This is a genomic window from Streptomyces sp. NBC_01235, from assembly GCF_035989285.1.
GTDB lineage: Bacteria > Actinomycetota > Actinomycetes > Streptomycetales > Streptomycetaceae > Streptomyces.
The window spans coordinates 5215099-5235494 of sequence record NZ_CP108513.1; the positions used below are offsets into that span (position 1 = coordinate 5215099).

Genomic DNA, 20396 nt, shown 5'->3' on the forward strand with positions numbered 1-20396 from the left:
GACGGACCGTTAGATTTGAGATGTGAGGACCAGGTTGACCCGTCAGTCGGTCGGGGACAAGCCCCGGGGAGGCACGGAATGACACTGCCGGTCGAGTTCCACGACATCGCCAAGCGCGTCAACAACTGGGGGCGCTGGGGGGCGGACGACGAGATCGGCACGCTGAACCTCGTCACCGACGAGGTCGTCCGCGCGGCCGTCGCCGAGGTCCGCACCGGCCGCCGCGTCCCGCTCGCGCTCCCCCTGCGGGAGGACGGCGTGCAGACCGGGCTGATCCCGGGCCGGGTCAACCCGCTGCACGCCATGGTGCAGATCAACCAGGAGATCTTCGGCCCCGGCACGGTGGCGTGCAGCGACGACGCCGTGACGATGGGCCTTCAGGCAGGCACCCACTGGGACGCGCTGACCCACGTCTCGCACTCGGGGAAGGTCTACAACGGCCGTCCGGCCGCCTGCGTCACCGCGCACGGCGGGGCCGAGTTCAGCGGCATCGACAAGGCGCGGCACGTCGTCTCGCGCGGGGTGCTGCTGGACGTGGCACGCGCGCGTGGCGTCGATCGACTGGCGGGCGGGCACGCGGTCACGCCCGAGGACCTGGAGGCGGCCGAGGAACTGGCCGGTACGCGCGTGCGTGCCGGCGACATCGTGCTCGTAAGGACCGGGCAGGTCCAGGTCTATCTGGCCGGCGACAAGCACGGGTACGGCTTCCCCTCGCCCGGACTGTCGGTCCGCACCCCGGAGTGGTTCCACGCGCGCGATGTGGCCGCCGTCGCCAACGACACCCTGACCTTCGAGATCTTCCCGCCCGAGATCGACGACCTGTGGCTGCCCGTGCACGCGCTCGACCTCGTGGAGATGGGGATGCTCCAGGGACAGAACTGGAATCTCGAAGAGTTGTCCACAGCCTGTGGACAAGAGGGCCGCTACGCGTTCCTGCTGTCGGCGATGCCCGAGCCGTTCGTCGGCGGAACGGGAACCCCGGTGGCCCCCGTCGCCGTTCTCTGAACACGACGAATTCCCGAACACCGCGACTCCCTGGACACCGCGCACCCGGACACCGGGAGAAACGTCGGACGGCGGCGCGCGGCTGCCCGCCCCGAGCACGGCACCGCGCACCGCCATCCGACTCCGGCGTACTGCCCCGACTCCCCTCGGCCCTGAGGGAACCGACGCCGAATCACGACCCACACTCGGCGAGGGCCTCCGTCACCGAAGCCCTCGTCGTCCCCTCACGGCGAATCGCTGACCACAAGCGTGATCAAACGGACACGTCACGTCAACACCCGAACGGAGATTTATTACTTACACCCCATTTGCGATGGGCGCGCACGGAAGCACAGCCGGGCGCACCGACCCCGGACCGGCCAGGGCCGACAGCGCTTTCTGCGCCTGTGCCCCACAACCTGCCGAACCTTCGGCACCGTGCGCCCATCAGGGCGGACGCTCAGACCACCTCGAAGGCGAACCCTTCGAACCCTTGGTAGGCCGACTCCCGCACGGCCACGCCGTCGCACTGCGCCGCAGTCCCGCACTCCACCGCGCCACCGTGGCCCACCGCGGCCTTGCCGGGCTCGGCGCAGCGGTCCAGTTCACACCAGATCCGCTTGCCGGCGCCCTCGACGCTCCACCCCCAGCGGTCCGCGAGGCCGTCCACGAGGGCCAGGCCTCGGCCGCCGGTCGCCTCGTCACCGGCGCACCGGGGCACGGGGGCCCGGTCGCTGGTGTCGGCCACCTCCAGGCGGACGACGGACGGTTCGGCCGACCCGTCGGCCACCCCGCCCGGCAGGGAGAGCCGCAGCACGGCCGGACAGCCGGTGTGCACCACGGCGTTGGTGACGAGTTCGGAGACGAGCAGGATCAGCGTCTCCGCGAGCGGCTCCTCGTCCCCTATCCCGGACCCGGCCAGGCGCGAACGGGCCCACCTCCGGGCCCGCCCCACCTCAGCGGGGTCGGGCCGGATCTCCAGCTGCACTTGAAGCACCTGCACCGCTCACACCATCCGAACCGGCGGACACATGGCCGTGCGCCACGCAAGCCACGCGAGCCGCGTGGGCACCATGACGACGGGGGCCACGATCGTAGCCATTTTCTGCATGGCCAGAACAACAGCCAGAGGCAGGGTGACGGAACGTGAATCCCTTACGAGACAGCTTGGTTGACGTACAGTCACCTCAACAAGCGCTTCGGGCATATTCCAGCGCGAAGGAGTACCCGTGCGGGATACTGTGCGACGCTCGTTGCGGAGAGTCGAACAGGCGGGGGCCAACTGCCCGTCCGCCCAGCGAGTGGCGGCGCGCACCGCCGGATCCGGCGCCGCCCCAGGGGCACCGCCGGCATGGCTCATGCTCGGAACCACTCGCATCCCACAGAAGGTACCGGAGCGACCCGCCGACTCCGGGCCGTGACGGGTCACGCATCGGACACAACCAGATATCAACGCTCCGTGATTCCGGTATGCCACAATCCGCGACATCCGTACGGCCGTCCGCTCGACCCCCCGACCGTCACCGCAGGCCGACGCCGCCGGATGGCGCCGGACGCCGTCAACGGCCCGCCCCGGAGAGCAGGTCGTCGGCGAGCATTTCCTCACTCTCCGTGTCCGCTCCCGCACGTCGGGTGCGCACCCAGGCCCGCTTGAGCAGCAGATGTATGTCCGCCTCCCAGGTGAACCCCATGCCGCCGTGCACCTGGAGGCAGTCGCGCGCGCCGCGTACGGCGGCCTCGTCGGCGAGGAGCCGGGCGGCCGCGATGTCGGCCGGGTCGGCGGTGACGGCGGCCGCGTAGACCGCCGCGCGGGCCGCCTCGACCCGCACCAACAGGTCCGCGCACAGATGCTTGATCGCCTGGAAGGCCCCGATCGGCTGCCCGAACTGCTCACGCGCCCGGGCGTGTTGCACGGCCAGCTCGCACGCGCGTGCGGCCGTCCCGAGTTGCTCGGCGGCCGTGAGGAGGACGGCGACGGGGTCCACGGCGACCGGTGCGCCCAGACCCGCCGGAACCCGGTGCAACGGCGTCAGGGGGTCCACCGACCGCATCCGCACGGCCCCCTCGAGGTCCTCGGCACCCCCGAGCACGACGTCCGCCTGTGCCAGCCACTCCACCACCCCACCGCCGTCGACGGCCGCGACGACCGTCTCCCCGTCGGCCGCGCCCGGCACGCGTCCGGCCGCCAGATGGGTGGCGATCAGTGGCCCGGGCAGCAGGGCCCGGCCCGCCTCCTCGAACGCCAACACCGCTTCGGGCAGCCCCAGTCCGACCCCACCGTCCGCCTCGGGCAGCCGCAGCGCGAAGAACCCGGCCGTCCCCAGCTCCCGCCACAGCGCCCGGTCCAGCCGTCCCGGCCGGTCCACCGCGGCCCGCAACGCCGTACGGTCGAAACGGCGCGCCAGCAGCCCGCGCACCCCGTCCCGCAGCGCCCGTTGATCTTCCGTCAGTTGAAAACGCATGTCGGAGAGTTCACCGTCCTCAAGCCGGCCCCTTCACGGTCCCACCACCCCCTCGCCCCTCACCGCCCCTCACCCGCCCCTCACCGCCCCTTCGGCAGCCCCAGGATCCGCTCGGCCACGATGTTGCGCTGGATCTGCGAGGTGCCGGCCGCGATGGTGTACGAGAGCGAGGAGAGCCGGTCGGTGACCCAGGGGTGGTCGAGGTCCAGGGAGACGTCGCCCAGGACGTCGGCGGCGGCGTCGTACAGCTCCTGGCGCGCCTGTGAGTACCTCAGTTTGAAAACCGAACCCCCCACGCCGGGCAGGCCTCCCGTGGCCTCAGCCTCGCTCACGTTCCACTGCGTCAGCCGCCACAGCGCCCGGAACTCGGCGTTGAGGCGGCCCAGCCGCCGCCGTAGGGCGGGATCGTCCCAGCGGCCGTTGGTCCGTGCCTCACGGGCGAGTTCGCCCAGCACGCGGCGGCAGGCGACGACCTCGCCCACGAAGGCGGTGCCGCGTTCGAAGGACAGCGTCACCATCGTCACGCGCCAGCCGTCGTTCTCCTCGCCCACCCGGTTGGCCACCGGCACCCGCACCTCGTCGAGGAACACCTCGGCGAACTCGGCGGACCCGGCGAGGGTGCGCAGCGGCCGTACGGTGATGCCCGGGGCGCCCATGGGCATGGCGAGCCAGGTGATGCCCCTGTGTTTCGGGGCGCCCGGGTCCGTGCGGACCAACAGCTCGCACCAGTCGGCGACTTCCGCGTGCGAGGTCCAGATCTTGGAGCCGCTCACCACATAGTCGTCGCCGTCGCGCCACGCGCGCGTGCGCAGCGCCGCGAGGTCGGACCCGGCGTCGGGCTCGCTGAAGCCCTGGCACCAGACCTCGTCGCCGCGCAGGATCGGGGGCAGCCAGCGGGCCCGCTGCTCGGCCGTCCCCTCGGCGGCGACGGTCGGCCCGGCGTGCAGCAGTCCGACGAAACCCGCCCCCACATAGGGCGCGCCCGCCTTCTCCGTCTCCTCCAGGAAGATCAGGCGGACGCTCGGCGAGGCCTGCCAGTGCACGTCGGCGTACCCGGCGTCGTACAGCGTCCGCTGCCAGCCGAGGTCGTAGGCGCGGCGGCCGGGCCAGTCGTCCGGGGACGGCTTCGGCGGGAGCGTCGGCAGTACCTTGCCGAGCCAGTCCCGCAGCCTGGCCCGGAACTCCGCGTCCTCGGGGCTGTCCGAGAGGTCCATCAGAACTCCCACGACTGCCACGGCTTCCAGGGAGACGTCACTTGTCGAAGTCCAGGTCCAGCATGCGGATCGCGTTGCCCCGCATCAGCTTGTAGACCGTCTCGTCGTCGAGGCCCTTGACGTGGTCGAGGGCGACCTCCTTGGTGTGCGGGAAGGTCGAGTCGACGTGCGGGTAGTCGGTCTCGAAGGTCGCGTTGTCGCGCCCCACGACGTCCAGCGAGGCCACTCCGTGCTTGTCGCGGAAGAAGCAGCAGAAGATCTGCCGGTAGTAGTACGTGGACGGCGGCTCGGGGATGAGATCCCGGACCCCGCCCCACGCGCGGTGCTCCTCCCAGACGTCGTCGGCGCGCTCCAGGGCGTACGGGATCCAGCCCATCTGGCCCTCGGAGTAGGCGAGTTTGAGGCGCGGGAACCGGACCAGGACCCCGCTGAAGAGGTAGTCCATCATCGAGGCCATGGCGTTGTTGAAGGACAGGGACGCCTGGACGGCCGGGGGCGCGTCCGGGGAGGCGGCCGGCATCTGCGACGACGAGCCGATGTGCATGTTGACGACCGTCCCCGTCTCCTCGCACACCGCGAAGAACGGGTCCCAGTACCCGGAGTGGATGGACGGCAGCCCCAGGTGACTGGGGATCTCGGAGAACGTCACCGCGCGCACCCCGCGGGCCGCGTTGCGCCGGATCTCCGCGACCGCCAGCTCGACGTCCCACAGCGGGATCAGGCACAGCGGGATCAGCCGGCCGCCGCTGCCCCCGCACCACTCCTCGACCATCCAGTCGTTGTAGGCGCGCACGCACGCCAGCGCGACCTCCTTGTCGTGCGCCTCGGCGAAGGTCTGCCCGCAGAAGCGCGGGAAGGAGGGGAAGCAGAGGGAGGCCTCGACGTGGTTGAGGTCCATGTCGGCCAGGCGCGCCTTCGGGTCCCAGCAGCCGCGCCGCATCTCCTCGCGGGTGATCCCCTCCAGCGTCATCTCGTCCCGGTCGAAGCCGACGGCGGCGATGTTGCGCTTGTACGGGAACTTCAGGTCCTCGTAGATCCACCAGTCGGTGGGCTGGCCGTCCGGGTCCATGGTGATCTGGTACTTCCCGGCGACGTAGGCGAGCTCGCCGATCCCGGCGGTGAGGGGCTGCGGGCCCCGGTCCCGGTACCTGCGCGGCAGCCAGGTCGCGAAGAGGTGCGCGGGCTCGATCACGTGGTCGTCGACGCTGATGATGCGGGGCAGGTCGGTCGTGTCCGTCATGGGTCCCCTCCGCCGGAGTCCTTACCTGAGGATCGTTAGCTGACGATCCGTCAGATTGCGCGCTACAGGAAGGCTAGCCCCGCACCCCTGGACCGACAAGGCGACCAGCCCTACGCTCTGCCCACGATCTGACTACCCGTCAGCTACCGGCAGGGGGCCGCCGTGACCGCCGAGAACGCCGTGACCGACACCGCCCGCGCACTGAGCGCGTCCCGCACCCTCTGGGACCTCCTCGCCCGCCGGGCCGACCTCACCCCCGACCGCCGGGTCCTCCTCCAGGACGAGCGCGCGCTGACCTTCGGCGAGCTGCGCGCGAGCGCCGAGCGCGTCGCGGCCGGGCTGCACGACCTGGGCGTGCGCCCCGGCACGGTCGTCGCCTGGCAGCTGCCGACCCGACTCGAAACGGCCGTCCTGTCCTTCGCCCTGGCCCGCCTGGGGGCCGTGCAGTCACCCGTCATCCCCTTCTACCGCGACCGCGAGGTCGGCTTCGCGCTGCGCGAGTCGAAGGCGGAGTTCTTCGCGGTGCCGGGCGTGTGGCGGGGCTTCGACCACACCGAGATGGCACGACGGCTGGGCGCGAAGGGCGTCTTCGAGGCGTACGACGATCTGCCCGAAGGGGATCCGGCGGTCCTGCCCGCCCCGCCCGCCGAGGGCACGTCGGTGCGCTGGATCTACTGGACCTCGGGCACCACCTCCGACCCCAAGGGCGTGCTGCACACCGACCGTTCACTGATCGCGGGCGGGTCGTGCCTCGCGCACGCGCTGCGCCTGTCGGCGGACGACGTCGGCTCGATGGCGTTCCCGTACGCCCACATCGCCGGCCCCGACTACACCGTCATGCTCCTGCTGTACGGCTTCCCGGCGGTGATGTTCGAGCACTTCGCACTGCCGGACGCGCTGGAGGGGTACCGGCGGCACGGGGTGACGGTCGCCGGCGGGTCGACGGCGTTCTACTCGATGTTCCTCGCCGAGCAGCGGAAGCAGCCGGGAGTTCCGGTGATTCCCACCCTGCGGCTGCTCGCGGGCGGCGGCGCGCCCAAGCCGCCGGAGGTGTACCACGCCGTCGTGCGCGAGATGGGCGTGCGGCTCACGCACGGGTACGGGATGACCGAGGTGCCGATGATCACCATGGGCGCGCCGGACGACACCGCGGAGAACCTCGCGACGACGGAGGGACGGCCGCCCGAGGGCATGGAGATACGCATCGCGGAGGGCGGGGAGGTGCGGTTGCGCGGGGAGGCCGTGTGCCAGGGGTATCTGGACCCCGCCCAGACCGCCGAGGCCTTCGACGCGGAGGGGTTCCTGCGCACCGGCGACCTGGGGCACGTGACCGACAGCGGGCACCTCGTCCTCACCGGACGGCTGAAGGACGTCATCATCCGCAAGGGTGAGAACGTGTCGGCCAAGGAGATCGAGGACCTGCTCGCCGCCCATCCGGCCGTCGGCGACGTGGCGGTGATCGGCCTGCCGGACGCGGAGCGCGGGGAACTGGTGTGCGCGGTGGTGGAGCGGGCGCCGGGGGCCGGGGAGCCGTCGGTCGACAAGCCGCAGGTCGCGGAGCCGTTGACCCTGGAGGCGGTGACCTCCTATCTGCGCGCGGCCGGACTGTCCGTGCACAAGCTGCCGGAACGGCTGGAGGTGGTGGACGCCCTTCCGCGCAACGAGACGCTCAGGAAGGTGCTGAAGTACAAGCTGCGCGAGCGCTACTCCCGGTGAGCGATACCCGGTGAGCGCTGTCGGTGACTACTACTCGGGGACCGTGAAGTAGCGGGCGAACGCCGGGACGATCTCCGCCTCGCCGACCTTGCCGTCCGCGTCGGCGTCGAGGTCCGCGGCGGCCGACCGGGCGACCTCGTCGGGGGCTCCGAGAGCCCTGAGGACCCGTACGGTGTCCGCGACCGTGGCCCGGCCGTCGCCGTCGCCGTCCGCGATGTCCAGGGCCGCGTGCAGGAAGGGGCGGGCGATCTCGGCGAACCGCTCCGGGTTGTCGCGCAGGCGCTTGACCGCGCCGTTCACGAACTCCTCCCGGGTGATGCGCTGGTCGCCGTCCCGGTCGGCGATGCCGGCCATGCCCTGCCAGAACGCCTCGGCGCCCGCGTACAGGGCCTGCCCCTTGTCGGAGCGGGCAGCGGTGCCGAACTCGGCGAGCAGCGCCTTGGCCGCCGCGCCGAAGTCCGCGCGGTCGATGAAGCCGTTGCCGTCCTGGTCGAAGGTGGCGAACCGGGCGGCGATCCTGCGCTCGTACTCACTGCTGACCATGTCTTCTCGGGCCGCCTTACGTCATCACGTGGGGATGCTTCCGGCAGGAGCGTACGACGCCGGCGACGCCCCGACAGCAGGAAGGTGACGCCTGTACCAAGACCGGGGGAATTTCGGGACGCCGGTGTGGCAGAACGGACGCTCGCGGGCCTGCGCCGAGAGCCGTGCCGCCTACGCCTGGACCGGTGCCACCTACGCCGAGAGCGGCTCCGTCCCATCGTCCACGGCGTCGGCGAGTTCTCCGTAGACGTCGAAGAGGCGACGGACGCCCAGTGCGCCCAGCACCCGGTTGACGTGGGAGCCCTCGGCCGCACCCCGCGCGGGAAGGATCAGGCGCAGCCGTCCCCGGCAGGAGCGGATGAGACGGCGGGCGGCGATGAGGACGCCGACACCGCTGGAGTCGCAGAAGTACACCTCGGAGAGGTCCAGGACGAGACTGTGGCGGCCCTCGGCCACCTCGTCGTGCACCCGCTGACGCAGCACCGGCGACGTCACCAGGTCCAGCTCGCCCGACACGTGGAGCACGGCCCATCCGCCCTGCTCGCCGCCGGTCACTTTGAAGGCCACCACCACGCCCTTCGCTCGCTGTAGCTCGCTGTAAACGGAAGCTGTCCCTTCGCTTCCTTGCAGCGCGGCTGCCCAGCGGCCGTGCCCCGAAACACCGAAGGAAAAACAGAAGCCAAAGGAAAGAGGCTTGTTTCCGTCATATCCAGTCCGGTTCGATCCATATCTGTCGGGTAGGCGCGGCCCATACCAGGCATCGATGGGCAGGGGGCGCACATTGAAACAATGGGGCGTGCGTTGTCGGACGCGCCGACTACATTCGAGGTGACGGTGGACGCAGGCTGGACCCGGGCACGGCCGAAGACACGGTCACGGCCGAAGGCACAGGCACGGGCATGGGCGAGGGGGCCACATGGCGAAGAAGGACGCACCGCCCCGCTGGGACCGCAAGATGCAGCAGCGACTCGCACGCGGTGAGGCGGCCGCCCTCGGCGAGCTCTACGACCGTTTCGCTTCGCTCGTGCACGGTCTCGCCCATCGCGTGCTCGGAGACGAACGCGCGGCCGACGGCATCACCCGCGAGGTCTTCGCCCACGTCTGGGAACACCCCGACGCCTACGACCCGAAGCAGGGCCCGCTGCGCACCTGGGTCGCGGCGCTGGCCCACCGCCTCGCCGTGCAGCGACTGCGCGCCACCGAGACCGCCGCGCTGGCCGAGGCCGGACACGGCTCCGCCGAGGCGACCGAGGAACTGGAGCGCAGGGTGCGGCACGCCTCCGTCGCCGCCCGCGCCGACTACATAGTCCAGGCCATGCCCGCCCCGCTGCGCGCCGCCCTGGAGCTGGCCTACTTCCAGCGCCGCGACTACCGCCAGACCGCGGCCGACCTCGGCGTCACCGAGGACGAGGCCCGCCGCCGGCTCCGCCTCGGCCTCCAGCTCCTCTCCACGGCCCACGACGCCGCATCCCCCGGGACACCCCCCGGATACGGGGGTGCGGCGTGAGCGGCGCGAACGACTTCGAGTCGTACGACGGCGAGGACGAGGAGGACACGAAGGGCAACGAGGACACGAAGGGCAGCGAGGGAACGGCGGAGGGTACGGACGAGGAGAGCGTGGACACGAACGCCAAGGGCGGCACACCCGCGCCCCGCATCCCGCTCCCCCGCGCCTCCGTGGAGGACACCGGCCTGCCGCTGCCCGTACTGGAGGAGCCGATCTCCCCGGCACCGCTCACACTCGAACACCCGGTGCTCAAGTCCCTGCTGGGCGCGTGGGCGCTGGCCGCCTGCTCGGCAGAGGAGACGGCGGCCGTCGAGGAGCACCTCGGCGACTGCGGAGCCTGCGCCGACGAGGCACGGCGACTGCGCGAGGCGGTCGGCCTGCTCCAGCGCCCGGAGAGCCTCGACCTCGACCCCGGCCTGCGCACCCGCGTCCTCGACGGCTGCCTGAACCGACGTCCGCCCCGCATCCCGGTGCCCGCCTGGGCGGCGTCGTACGACGCCGAGACCGCGCGGCTCGACGCCCTGCTCCAGGACTTCGGGGACGCCGAGTGGCACGCGCCCGTGCGGCTGCGCTGGTTCCGCGGCGAGGGCGAGACCTACCGCCGGACGACCGTCGCCGGTGTCATCGCCCACCTGCTGGCCGTGGACGGCCTGGTAGCGGTGGCGCTGGGCCTGGACGACCCGCTGGAGGCCGTCGAAAAGCCGGAAGAGCGGCAGGACCGGCAGGAGGTGCTGGACACCCCCGCCCGGCGCACCGAGGCGTTCTGGGCGGGCTCGCACTTCCCGCCCACCCGTTCCGTGCGCGCCCCTTGGCGCGAACAGGCCCACGCCCTCGTGCGCACGGTGTCCTTCACCGGCCCCGGCACCGGCACCGGCACCGTGCCGGTGTCGTACGGCGACTTCGAGCTGCCCCTGCGGGACGCGATGCTGGACCGCGCCTTCGAGTGCTGGGTGCACGCCGAGGACATCGCGGAAGCCGTCGACTACCCCTACGCGCCGCCCGCCCCGCGCCACCTCCACGGCATGATCGACCTGGCCGCGCGAATGCTCCCGGCAACACTCGCGGCCCGCCGCCGAGCCGGCCTCGCCGCCCCCTCGCACACCCGCCGCCTGGTGACCGCCGGCCGCCCCGGCCGCAGCCTGCGCCTGGAGATCGAGGGCTCCGGCGGCGGCCAGTGGCTGATCCCCCTGGACTCCCCCGGCGCGGTGGGCTCCGCCGACCACGAGGTGGCCCACGTGGCCCTGGACGACGTCGAGTTCTGCCGCCTGGCCGCGGGCCACGTGTCTCCCGCGGAGGCGGCGGCAGGACAGGTGGGCGACCGCGATGCCATCAGGGACGTGCTCTTCGCGGCGGCGGCACTGAGCCGGATGTGAGAGCGACGTAGGGGGCGAAACGCGCGCCATCCGGTGTCGTTGCCGCCCTGCTGGGGACGGTGCGCTTCCGGACGGACCACGCACAACCCCCTCAGCACCACCCTGGTTCACCGGGCACCCGGCACCGCACCTGCTTCCCGATCGACGACCTCCGCACGTTCCACCCCGGCGCCAGCAGATCGACCAGACCGAGCCCCCGCCCGCCCTCCGCCTCCGCACTGTCGAGCGGCGTCGACCGGCGCCTCGGCAGGACACCGGGGTCCGGGTCATGCACGTTCACGGCGATGCCGTACGACGTCACGTACACCTCCACCACGAGCGGCACGTGTTCACCGCACGCCCGCACCGAGTTGCCGACAAGCTCGGAGAGAACGAGCTGCGCCGAGTGGACGACGTCGGCGTCGATGCCGTGATTGAGCAGTTCGGTACTGGTCAACGCCCTCACCGCACCCAGGTGTTGCTGCGATGCACAGATGTGGGCGGCAAAGCCCTGGGGGCGGGGGCGGAGGTAGTAGCCGGGGGTGGGGTTTGGGGTGGGTGTGAGGGTGGGGGTTGATACGAGGTGCATGCCGCCTCCTTGCGGTCATGACATGCCAGGCCGAGCAATCGGACCCAGTGCACGTCGACTTGACCCCAGCGTGACGGCTTCACAGACGAACTCGCAACATTGTCACCCGAAATGCATAACCGGCTCTTTGTTCCCGTAGTTACGACATCGCCAGCAATGCCATGCTGTCGCAATGCCAAACGCGCGCCCTGTTCCGACCGTCCGCCGCCGACGCCTCGGCCAGACTCTGCGCCAGTACCGCAACTCGGCAGGCATGAGCCTCGATGTGGCAGCGCAGACGATGGGCTGGATCGGCCCGAAGCTCTCCCGTATCGAGACGGCCAACGGCTACATCCGCCCCGCCGAAGTGGCCCCGCTCCTCAAGGCGTACGGAGTCGTCGACCCGGGGGTTGTCTCGGCGCTGGAGGCCCTGGCCAAGGACGCGCGCAAGCAGGGCTGGTGGCAGACGTACAGCGGCATCGTGTCCCCCTCCTATGCCGACTACATCTCGCTCGAATCGGACGCCGACAGCATCCGCGAGTTCTCGCCGCTACTCATCCCGGGGTTGCTGCAGACGGCCGCATATGCGCGCGAGAGCATCGCGGCGAACGCCATCACGCGCACGCCGGACGAGGTGGCGGCCCTGGCCGAGGTACGCCAGGCCCGCCAGGCCGTACTCACCCGGTCCGACGGCCCGCTGAAGCTCTGGGCCGTGATCCACGAGGCGACGCTGCACCAGCGGTTCGCCCTACGCCCCACGACCATGCGCGAGCAGCTACGGCGACTTCTCGACGTCTCGGACATGCCCCACGTGACGCTCCAGGTAATGCCGCTGGACGCCACGCCTCACCCCGGAAACGTGGGCGGATTCAGCCTCGTCAGCTTCCCCTCACCAATGCCCCCCGTAGTGCTACTGGAGAATCTCATCGGCTCGTCCTACGTTGAGGGCGTCAGCGATGTTCGAACCTTCGCCGACGCCTTCGAACGCATCGTCGCGGCAGCGCTGCCGACCGATGACTCGTTGGCACTGATCGCCCGCATCGAGGAGAAGCAGCGCAAGTGAGCGACAACGCCAAGTCGGACCTGTACTCCATCGACCTGACCACGGCGATATGGCGCAAGGCGTCAGCCAGTGGAGGGGAAGGCAACTGCGTCGAGGTCGCCCAACTCCCCGACGGCGCAAGGGCCGTCCGCGACTCCAAGAACCCCGACCGCGAACCCCTCCGCTTCACCGCCTCGGAGTGGGCCGCCTTCCGGGAAGGTGTCATCGCCGGGGAGTTGTGACCCTGCGCCGGGCGGTTCAAGTCGAGGCCATCATCCAGGCCTACGGCCAACAGGTCGCCGGCCCACTGGACCGACGGCCACGCGTGCGAGCCCGCCGTCCACGAGGACCGCTCACTCTCGATCAAGCCGAGAACGAGGCGGGGGGCGACGACGGACCTACGCGAACACGACCGTCCGTCGGCCGTTCAGCAGGATCCGGCGCTCCGCGTGCCACTTGACCGCGCGGGCCAGTGCCTGGCACTCCACGTCGCGGCCGATGGCGACCAGCTGGTCCGGGGTGACGCCGTGGCCGACGCGCTCGACCTCCTGTTCGATGATCGGGCCCTCGTCGAGGTCTGCGGTCACATAGTGCGCCGTCGCGCCGATCAGCTTCACGCCCCGCGCGTGCGCCTGGTGGTACGGCTTGGCGCCCTTGAAGCTCGGCAGGAAGGAGTGGTGGATGTTGATGATCCGGCCGCTGAGCTGCTTGCACAGGTCGTCCGACAGCACCTGCATGTAACGGGCGAGGACGACCAGCTCGACGTCCTGCTCGCGGACCAGCTCCAGCAGCTGCGCCTCGGCCTGCGGCTTGTTGTCCTTCGTCACCGGGATGTGGCGGAAGGGAACGTTGTACGAGCCCACGAGCTCGGCGAAGTCGGTGTGGTTGGACACCACGGCCGCGATCTCCACCGGCAGCGCACCGATGCTGGCACGGAAGAGAAGGTCGTTCAGGCAGTGCCCGAACTTGCTGACCATGAGGACGATGCGCATCTTCTCGTCGGCCCGGTTGATCTGCCAGTCCATGTGGAAGGAGTCGCCGATCGCCGCGAAGCTAGCCCGCAGCTTGTCCACGGTCACCGGAGGCTCGGCCGAGAAGTGGACGCGCATGAAGAACAGACCCGTGTCGCGGTCGCCGAACTGCTGACTGTCCTCGATGTTGCAGCCGGTCATGAAGAGGTAGCTCGACACGGCGTGCACGATGCCCTTCCTGTCGGGGCAGGAAAGCGTGAGGACGTACTCGTCGGCGGCGGGGGTCGCCGCGGCTCGGGTGGACTGCTCAGTCATGCAGGACAGGGTCTCATGTTCGTACCGGCCGGACAGAACATCGTCCGCTACGCGGACCTGGTCATGATCCGCAGCACCTCGAGCGTCCGGGGCGGTACGTCCGGGTCGTCGCCGTCGGCCGCGGCCATCCGCACGTGCGCGTCGCGCGCCGCCCGTACGGCGTCCGGCCAGCCCTGGTGGTCGACGTACGCGGAGACCGGGGCGTCCGGCCCGACCTGGTGCATGATCCGCAGCACGCGCAGCACGGCGGTGTCGACGAGGGCCGCCTCCTGCGAGTCGCGGAAGATCGTGCCGACGTACTTCTCGGCGGACCAGTTGTCGAGCCAGGTGTCCTCGACGAGGCGGTACACGGCGTCGGTGACGTCCCCGTATCCCTCGACGCCGGCCAGCCAGACGTTCTGCTGGAACGCCGGATCGGAGAGCATGTGCAGCGCGGAGCGCACATTGCTGCGCCAGCGCCACCACGGCATGTCGTTGAGTGGCATGCCGCCCATGGTGGACGAGCGACGGCCGCGACGGGAAGAGTTCTCCGAACCTTGCACGGTCATCGATCGTACGTTTCCCCGTCACACGAGCCTCACGGGCCCCTGTAATTCACCTGGCCGTCACCCCTCGTTGACCGTGGGTCACTCCCAGGTTAGCGATGTGACGGAATCGTGCGTGACCATGACCGGCAAGCGACGCACTTCCCCGCGAAGTACCTTCCTCCCCAGGTCCTTCCGCTTCACCAGGTCCGTCAGAGCGACCGCCCTCTCGGCGGGCGCCGTGGCCGCCTGCGCGTCACTCGCCGTCGGATGCGGGGTCGTCCCCGGTACCACGGGGGGTTCCGGGGACGAGCCGATCATCGTCATGACGTGGGCGCCCGAGGGGACGTCCGCGACCAACAAGCCGGGCATGCCCGCCTTCGCCCGCGCCTACGCCCGCTGGATCAACGCCAACGGCGGTCTGAACGGCCGCGAGCTCAAGGTGCTGACCTGCAACGACCACAACGACACCGTGTCCGCCGCGAAGTGCGCCCGCCGCGCCGTCAAGGAGGACGCGGTCGCCGTAGTCGGCTCCTACAGCCAGTACTCCGACGCCTTCTTCCCGTACCTGGAGGGCGACGGCATCCCCTACATAGGCGGCTACGGCGTCACGAACGCGGAGTTCACCAGCCCGCTGTCGTACCCCGTCAACGGCGGCCAGTCCTCCCTCCTGGCGGGCCTCGGCAAGGAGCTGGCCGCGACCTGCGGTCCCGTCTCCCTCGTCCGCCCCGACACCATCGCCGGCGACGCGCTGCCCACGATGCTCAACGCCGGGCTGAGGGCGGGCGGACACAGCACGGCCAAGGACCAGCGCGCGCCGGAGGACTCCACCGAGTACTCGAAGCAGTCCGAGACCTCCCTGAAGAACGCGACCGGTGCCAAGAACGGAGACGGGAAGGGGTGCGTGGTGCCCGCCCTCGGCGACCGCACCAGCACCTTCATGGACTCCTTCCGGCGCACCCGCGAGGACTACCCCGCCGTGGACACCGCCACCGTCCTCGGCAGCGTCGACCAGACGGTCGTCGACGCCGCCGGCGGCGGCTCCGGACCGTACGAGGGGGCGTACGTCACCGGCTGGTACCCCGTGGCGAGCGACCCCGCCTGGGCCCCGATGAAGAAGGTCATCAGCGAGGAGGCGTTCTCCGACACCCGGATCGACGCGGGCGACACCGGGGTGCAGACGACCTGGATCGCGTACAACGTGTTCCGGCAGGTCGTGGAGTCGCTGGACGGCGCCCCGGTGACCTCCGACTCCGTGCGGGGCGCCCTGGACGACGGGCTGAAGGTCACCACCGGCGGGCTCACGCCGACGCTCCGCTGGCAGTTCACCGACCGGCTCGCGTCCATCGGCTTCCCCCGCCTGGTCAACGCCGACGTCACCCTCCAGTCCGTGCAGAAGGGCCGGCTGGTGGCCGCCAAGAAGGGCTTCGTCGACGTGACGAAGACCCTGGAGAAGGCGGACGTGGACTGACGCGCCGCCCTTACCCGCGTCCGCGGCCCTACAGCTGGACTGACGCGCCGCCCCTGACCCGCTTCCGCGGCCCTACAGCTGGGTGGGCTGGCGCTGCGTCAGGCCGTACGTCTTCGCGATCTCGTTCCACAACGTCGCGGCCTGCGACTTCTGGGCGCTGGCGGTGCCGCTCGCGCGGTTGCCGGCCTGCGTCTCGGAGGTGGTGCGGGCCGAGCCCTTCTTGCAGCTCTTCTTCTTGCTGCCGGCGACCTGGTCCGCCCAGGCCGCGTAGTGGTTGTCGGCGGACGCGGACGCCTGCCACGCCTTGGTGAGGGCGGTGGTCAGCGCGCCGTGGTTCGGGAGCTGGTCGACCTTCAGCGCGGCCAGCCTGGTGACCAGGTCGGTGCGCTGCTTCGCCGCGTCCCGCAGATCCGTGGCGGCCTGGGAGAGGTTGTCGCAGGCCTTCACGTCGGCGACCGCGCCGATCACGCTGGCCCGGCTGCTGCCGCTGTCCGCCAGCAGCTTGTCCAGCTCGACAGCCTGCTGCTCGGCCGCGCCGGTGGACGCGGACCCGCCGGTCGCGGGGGCCGACGCGGCGACGGTCTTGTTGTCGTCCCCCTGGTCGCCGCCCCCGCCGGAGAGCAGCGCACCCGCGCCGACGCCGACGACCGCGAGGGCCACGCCGATCGCCGCGAACAACGGCACCCGCGAGCCGCTCCGGCCTCCCCGGCCGCTGTCGTCGTCACGCGCCCCACGCCGCCCACCCGCCGCCGGGTCACCGGGCGGGATGTAGGCGGGCTGCGCGGAACGGGCGGCGGGCCCGGCACCGGCGCCGTAGCCCTGCGGGCCGCCGTGACCGCCGTGACCGCCGTATCCGGGGGCCTCCGGCTCGGAGAAGCGCGGGAGCTGCCGCGTGGACGCTGCCGGGCTCTCGCTGCCCGGCCCGCTGCGGAAGAGGCTCTCGAACTCGGCGGGCGGCTGCCGGTCCTGGTCCCCGCCGACCTGCGCGGGGACGGGCGGGATGTACTGCGTGGCCTCGGCGTCGGAGTGCGCGCCCGGCCGGCCGCCGTGGGCGGGCATCGGGCCCGGGGCCGGGGCGTTCTGCGAGGTGCGGCCCAGGAAGTGGGTCGACTCGGCCGGGGCCTCGGGCGGCAGCGCGCCCGGAGTGACCGGCGGTATGTACTGCGTCGCGCCCTCGTCGACGGGTGCGGCGGCGGGGACGGGCGGCAGGTACTGGGTGGCGCCCTCGTCGGCCGGTGCGGCGGCGGGGACGGGCGGCAGGTACTGGGTGGCGCCCTCGTCGGCCATGGAGGCCTGGGACGGAGCCGGCGGTATCGGCGGTATGTACTGCGTCGCGCCCTCGTCGAAGGAGGCGGAGGAAGCGAGGGCGCCAGGGGGTGCGGCGGGCGGCAGCGGTGCGCCAGGGGTGCCCTGGCCGTACGTCGGGTTGGCCGGGGCCGGTGCGCCCTCCGGCGGGAGCGGACCCGCGCCCGCCGGCGTGCCGCCGTTCCAGGGGGCCGGCTGCGGGGCGTTCCACTGGTCCTGCTGGTGCTGCTGGTGCTGCTGCTCGTGCGCCTGGTCCGTCTGGTCCGCGGGGAGCGGCCAGCCCTGGGACGACTGCTGCGGGGCGGGCGTCTGCTGGTCCGGCCCCCAGGGCTGTCCCCAGGTCTGCCCACCGGCCGGCGTCTGCTGCCCGTACTCCGGTTGCCCGTACTGCTGCTGTCCGTACTCCGACTGCCCGTACTGCTGCCGGCCGCCGTACTGCGGTTGGCCATGCTGCCGCTGCGCGCCGTACTGGCCGGAATAGTCGTCGGACGGCGGTCCGGACGGCGGTTCCGGACGGGCTGCCCGCCGCGGGGCGCTCGTCGTCATTCCCGGCAGCAGGGGTTCCCCACCGTCGGAGGGCAGCACGATGCCTTCGCGCGCGGGCTGCGCCGAGGGCTCCTCGCCCTGTCCACTCTGCGTCACCGGGACTCCTACGAATGGGGGACCTTCGGAATCATCGGTTCACGCTACCGGGTCCCCGGAACCCCGTGCCACGCAGCTCAGAACGTGATCTCCCTCCCAGCAGGCCGTCAGTGACGCCGACAACACATCCGGAGCGCCGTGCGCTGTGTCTGTCGCTTCCCGTGCGCAACCTCGCTGTTTCCCGCACGTTCACGCAACGGCGCCCCGTCCGTTCACGCCGCGGTCTGCAACTCCAGCCGCGCCCCGAACTCCCTCACCACCGACTCCTCCCGGAACGGTTCCAGCCGCTGCTGGAGATCCTCCAGGTATTCCGCGCCCCGGTTGGAGCGGAGCGTCTCCAGCAACTCGACCGCTTGCAGGCCGGTGTTGCAGGCCTGTTCGATCTCGCGCTGCTGCACCTGCGCGGTGGCCAGCAGGACGTATCCGATCGCGCGCCGGCGCGCACGACTCTGCGGATGCCCGGCCAGGGCCTGCTCCGCGCAGCGCCCCGCCGCCTCGGCCTGGCCCAGGTCGCGGTGACAGTGCGCCAACTCGTCGGCCAGATAGGCCTCGTCGAAGTGCGCGATCCACGCCGGGTCGTCCCCGGAGGACGGATCGGCCGCCTCCAGCGCCGACACCGCCCGCCCGGACGCCGCCTGCGCCCCGTGCACGTCACCCATCAGCGCGTGCCCGCGCGCCTCCGCCGCGAGGAACATCGCCTCCGCACGTGGTGTCACTCGTCCGCGCGCCCCTTCCTGTGCCGCGCGCGCCAACTGCGCGATCTCGCGCGGGTTTCCGAGCTGGGCCGCGAGATGGCTCATGGAGGCGGCCAGGACGTATCCGCCGTACCCTCTGTCGCCCGCAGCCTGGGCGAGCCGCAGGGCCTGGATGTAGTAGCGCTGGGCGAGGCCCGGTTGGCCGGTGTCGACGGCCATGTACCCGGCGAGCTCCGTCAACCGGGCGACGGCGGCGAAGAGTTCGCGGCCCACCGCCTCCCGGTAGGAGCCGGCCAGCAGCCCCGAGACCACGCTGTTGAGGTAGTGCACGACGACCGGGCGCACATGCCCGCTGCCGTACTGGTGGTCGAGGTCGACCAGCGCCTGCGTCATCGCCTTGACGGCCGCGACGTCGGACAGGCCCACCCGGGGTCCCGCCGAGCGCGCCACCTGCGCGTCGGGCGAGGAGATCAGCCAGTCGCGGCTCGGCTCGACCAGCGCCGAGGCGGCCACGGACGAACCGGAGAGGAAGTCCCGCCGGCCCACGTCACTGCGCCACAGCTCACAGACCTGCTCGATGGCCCCCAGCACCGTCGGCGAGAACTGCAGACCCACGCCCGAGGCGAGGTTCTTGCCGTTGGCCATGCCGATCTCGTCGATCGTGACCGCACGGCCGAGCTTGCGGCCCAGCGCCTCCGCGATGATCGCCGGGGCGCGTCCGCGCGGCTGCTGTCCGCGCAGCCAGCGGGCCACGGACGTCTTGTCGTAGCGCAGGTCGAGACCGTGCTCCGCACCGCACATGTTGACGCGGCGGGCGAGCCCGGCGTTCGAGCACCCCGCCTCCTGGATGAGCGCCTGCAACCGTTCGTTCGGCTGCCGCGCGACTAGAGGCCTTGCGGCCATTGGCACTACCCCCTGTGGAGTTCCGTACCGAAAAGTTCCGGCCGAGAAGATCAATGCCCCACGGACATAAGGAAAATGCGAGGCATGCGAGGATTGCCGAGTATTTCCGGGTTACCGACGGAAGCCCGCCCCCTACCGTGACTACCCGCTCCCGCGCCCGTTCCTCCCGCGCGCCCCCGCACATGCACCCATGCGCCCCGGACGCGGAATCGATGCTCCTCCCCCGCGCAAACGGGCGGGCGTAACCCCTGGTGACCGCTAGAGTTGTGCTCATCGTGGAAGAGACCATCGCGGGCGCCGAAGCCACTCAAATCCCGAAGCAGCGCGGGGAATCGCTGCTCGAGACCGCTGTTCGCTACGCCGAGGAACGTCATTGGGACGTGTTCCCCGGCACCTGGCTGGAACCCGTCGACGGGGTGCAGCGCTGCTCCTGCGGCGAAGCGGCGTGCGAAGCGCCGGGTGCGCACCCTGCGCGCCCCGACTGGGCGACGCAGGCCACCGGCAGCGCGACGGTCGCGCGCAGGATGTGGCAGAAGCAGCCGACCGCCTCGATCCTGCTGCCTACGGGGCGTACATTCGACGCGATCTGCGTTCCGGAGACGGCCGGGTTCCTCGCGTTGGCGCGGATGGAGCGGATGGAGTTGACGCTCGGCCCCGTCACGTTGACGCCGGATCGGCGGATGCAGTTCTTCGTGCTGCCGGGGGCGTCGGTGAAGGTGCCGGAGCTGGTGCGCAAGCTCGGCTGGTCGCTGGGGGCGCTGGATCTGGTGACATTGGGCGAGGGGACGTTCGTCGCCGCGCCGCCCACGCGGTTCGGTTCTCGGGGGGCCGTGCAGTGGGCCTGTAGGCCCACCGCCGCGAATCGGTGGTTGCCGGACGCCGAGGAGTTGATCTCGCCGCTGGCCTATGCGTGCGGCAGGGACCGTTAACGGCGCGCCACCG

19 protein-coding genes are annotated in these 20396 nt (G+C 71.4%); 8 read left to right on the plus strand and 11 right to left on the minus strand.

The features are described 5' to 3' along the window. The first annotated feature begins 78 nt into the window (after window positions 1-78). The gene (locus tag OG289_RS23015; RefSeq protein WP_327315932.1) at window positions 79-1005 is read left to right on the plus strand and encodes a cyclase family protein; all 927 of its coding nucleotides are present in this window, start codon (window positions 79-81) and stop codon (window positions 1003-1005) included. A gap of 439 nt (window positions 1006-1444) precedes the next feature. Here the strand turns inward: OG289_RS23015 and OG289_RS23020 are convergent, their stop codons facing one another. From OG289_RS23020 to OG289_RS23035, 4 genes are all read right to left on the minus strand, one after another. Continuing rightward, window positions 1445-1987: an ATP-binding protein gene (locus OG289_RS23020; RefSeq protein ID WP_327315933.1), complete on the minus strand. Its 543-nt coding sequence runs from the start codon at window positions 1985-1987 to the stop codon at window positions 1445-1447. Between the two features lie 556 nt (window positions 1988-2543). Beyond that, a complete protein-coding gene (locus OG289_RS23025; protein ID WP_327315934.1) occupies window positions 2544-3446 on the minus strand; it encodes an acyl-CoA dehydrogenase family protein in 903 nt (300 codons plus the stop codon). Window positions 3447-3526: 80 nt separating this feature from the next. Continuing rightward, entirely contained in the window at window positions 3527-4660 is a 1134-nt protein-coding gene (locus OG289_RS23030; protein WP_327315935.1) for an acyl-CoA dehydrogenase family protein, read from the minus strand. Between the two features lie 37 nt (window positions 4661-4697). Next, a complete protein-coding gene (locus tag OG289_RS23035; protein WP_327315936.1) occupies window positions 4698-5900 on the minus strand; it encodes an amidohydrolase family protein in 1203 nt (400 codons plus the stop codon). Window positions 5901-6080: 180 nt separating this feature from the next. On the opposite strand from OG289_RS23035, the gene OG289_RS23040 reads away from it, so the two are divergent. Next, window positions 6081-7616 carry a class I adenylate-forming enzyme family protein gene (locus OG289_RS23040; protein ID WP_327320774.1) on the plus strand — a complete coding sequence of 512 codons (1536 nt, stop codon included), beginning with the start codon at window positions 6081-6083 and terminating at the stop codon, window positions 7614-7616. 30 nt (window positions 7617-7646) lie between these two features. Here OG289_RS23040 and OG289_RS23045 read toward each other — a convergent pair whose 3' ends face one another. Together OG289_RS23045 and OG289_RS23050 are read right to left on the minus strand one after the other, a co-directional pair. Then, complete coding sequence (locus OG289_RS23045; RefSeq protein ID WP_327315937.1) at window positions 7647-8159, minus strand: EF-hand domain-containing protein; 513 nt, start codon at window positions 8157-8159, stop codon at window positions 7647-7649. A gap of 192 nt (window positions 8160-8351) precedes the next feature. Further along, entirely contained in the window at window positions 8352-8732 is a 381-nt protein-coding gene (locus OG289_RS23050; protein ID WP_327315938.1) for an STAS domain-containing protein, read from the minus strand. 343 nt (window positions 8733-9075) lie between these two features. Here OG289_RS23050 and OG289_RS23055 point away from each other — a divergent pair, with 343 nt between their 5' ends. Further along, a complete protein-coding gene (locus tag OG289_RS23055) occupies window positions 9076-9666 on the plus strand; it encodes an RNA polymerase sigma factor (protein ID WP_327315939.1) in 591 nt (196 codons plus the stop codon). Beyond that, window positions 9663-11039, plus strand: coding sequence for a maleylpyruvate isomerase N-terminal domain-containing protein (locus tag OG289_RS23060; protein WP_442818941.1), 1377 nt, complete (start codon window positions 9663-9665; stop codon window positions 11037-11039). Before OG289_RS23055 ends, OG289_RS23060 begins: the two co-directional genes overlap by 4 nt. A 91-nt stretch (window positions 11040-11130) precedes the next feature. Here OG289_RS23060 and OG289_RS23065 read toward each other — a convergent pair whose 3' ends face one another. After that, a complete protein-coding gene (locus OG289_RS23065; protein ID WP_327315940.1) occupies window positions 11131-11607 on the minus strand; it encodes an ATP-binding protein in 477 nt (158 codons plus the stop codon). A 172-nt stretch (window positions 11608-11779) separates the two neighbouring features. Here OG289_RS23065 and OG289_RS23070 point away from each other — a divergent pair, with 172 nt between their 5' ends. Together OG289_RS23070 and OG289_RS23075 are read left to right on the plus strand one after the other, a co-directional pair. After that, on the plus strand, window positions 11780-12649 hold the full coding sequence (locus OG289_RS23070; RefSeq protein ID WP_327315941.1) for a helix-turn-helix domain-containing protein: 870 nt from the start codon (window positions 11780-11782) through the stop codon (window positions 12647-12649). Continuing rightward, window positions 12646-12870, plus strand: a complete 225-nt coding sequence (locus OG289_RS23075) for a DUF397 domain-containing protein (protein ID WP_327315942.1) — start codon at window positions 12646-12648, stop codon at window positions 12868-12870. Before OG289_RS23070 ends, OG289_RS23075 begins: the two co-directional genes overlap by 4 nt. Window positions 12871-13026: 156 nt before the next feature. On the opposite strand, the gene purU is transcribed toward OG289_RS23075, so the two are convergent. Together purU and OG289_RS23085 are read right to left on the minus strand one after the other, a co-directional pair. After that, window positions 13027-13914: a formyltetrahydrofolate deformylase gene (gene purU, locus OG289_RS23080; RefSeq protein WP_327315943.1), complete on the minus strand. Its 888-nt coding sequence runs from the start codon at window positions 13912-13914 to the stop codon at window positions 13027-13029. Between the two features lie 47 nt (window positions 13915-13961). Further along, on the minus strand, window positions 13962-14462 hold the full coding sequence (locus OG289_RS23085; RefSeq protein ID WP_327315944.1) for an SCO4402 family protein: 501 nt from the start codon (window positions 14460-14462) through the stop codon (window positions 13962-13964). A gap of 118 nt (window positions 14463-14580) precedes the next feature. On the opposite strand from OG289_RS23085, the gene OG289_RS23090 reads away from it, so the two are divergent. Then, complete coding sequence (locus tag OG289_RS23090; RefSeq protein ID WP_327315945.1) at window positions 14581-15909, plus strand: ABC transporter substrate-binding protein; 1329 nt, start codon at window positions 14581-14583, stop codon at window positions 15907-15909. A 72-nt stretch (window positions 15910-15981) separates the two neighbouring features. Here the strand turns inward: OG289_RS23090 and OG289_RS23095 are convergent, their stop codons facing one another. Together OG289_RS23095 and OG289_RS23100 are read right to left on the minus strand one after the other, a co-directional pair. Continuing rightward, a complete protein-coding gene (locus OG289_RS23095) occupies window positions 15982-17856 on the minus strand; it encodes a hypothetical protein (RefSeq protein WP_327315946.1) in 1875 nt (624 codons plus the stop codon). Window positions 17857-18068: 212 nt separating this feature from the next. Continuing rightward, the gene (locus tag OG289_RS23100) at window positions 18069-19454 is read right to left on the minus strand and encodes a transcriptional regulator (protein ID WP_327315947.1); all 1386 of its coding nucleotides are present in this window, start codon (window positions 19452-19454) and stop codon (window positions 18069-18071) included. Window positions 19455-19720: 266 nt separating this feature from the next. Between OG289_RS23100 and OG289_RS23105 the strand changes: the two genes are divergently transcribed. Then, on the plus strand, window positions 19721-20383 hold the full coding sequence (locus OG289_RS23105) for a bifunctional DNA primase/polymerase (protein ID WP_327315948.1): 663 nt from the start codon (window positions 19721-19723) through the stop codon (window positions 20381-20383). The last annotated feature ends 13 nt before the right edge of the window (window positions 20384-20396 follow it).

What these genes read in the sequence shown, in the direction of transcription:
- OG289_RS23030 (WP_327315935.1), bottom strand. Translation starts at nt 4,660, where the DNA reads ATGGACCTCTCGGACAGCCCCGAGGACGCGGAGTTCCGGGCCAGGCTG.
- OG289_RS23035 (WP_327315936.1), bottom strand. Translation starts at nt 5,900, where the DNA reads ATGACGGACACGACCGACCTGCCCCGCATCATCAGCGTCGACGACCAC.
- OG289_RS23055 (WP_327315939.1), top strand. Translation starts at nt 9,076, where the DNA reads ATGGCGAAGAAGGACGCACCGCCCCGCTGGGACCGCAAGATGCAGCAG.
- OG289_RS23025 (WP_327315934.1), bottom strand. Translation starts at nt 3,446, where the DNA reads ATGCGTTTTCAACTGACGGAAGATCAACGGGCGCTGCGGGACGGGGTG.
- OG289_RS23085 (WP_327315944.1), bottom strand. Translation starts at nt 14,462, where the DNA reads ATGACCGTGCAAGGTTCGGAGAACTCTTCCCGTCGCGGCCGTCGCTCG.
- OG289_RS23090 (WP_327315945.1), top strand. Translation starts at nt 14,581, where the DNA reads ATGACCGGCAAGCGACGCACTTCCCCGCGAAGTACCTTCCTCCCCAGG.
- purU (WP_327315943.1), bottom strand. Translation starts at nt 13,914, where the DNA reads ATGACTGAGCAGTCCACCCGAGCCGCGGCGACCCCCGCCGCCGACGAG.
- OG289_RS23100 (WP_327315947.1), bottom strand. Translation starts at nt 19,454, where the DNA reads ATGGCCGCAAGGCCTCTAGTCGCGCGGCAGCCGAACGAACGGTTGCAG.
- OG289_RS23065 (WP_327315940.1), bottom strand. Translation starts at nt 11,607, where the DNA reads ATGCACCTCGTATCAACCCCCACCCTCACACCCACCCCAAACCCCACC.
- OG289_RS23070 (WP_327315941.1), top strand. Translation starts at nt 11,780, where the DNA reads ATGCCAAACGCGCGCCCTGTTCCGACCGTCCGCCGCCGACGCCTCGGC.
- OG289_RS23015 (WP_327315932.1), top strand. Translation starts at nt 79, where the DNA reads ATGACACTGCCGGTCGAGTTCCACGACATCGCCAAGCGCGTCAACAAC.
- OG289_RS23045 (WP_327315937.1), bottom strand. Translation starts at nt 8,159, where the DNA reads ATGGTCAGCAGTGAGTACGAGCGCAGGATCGCCGCCCGGTTCGCCACC.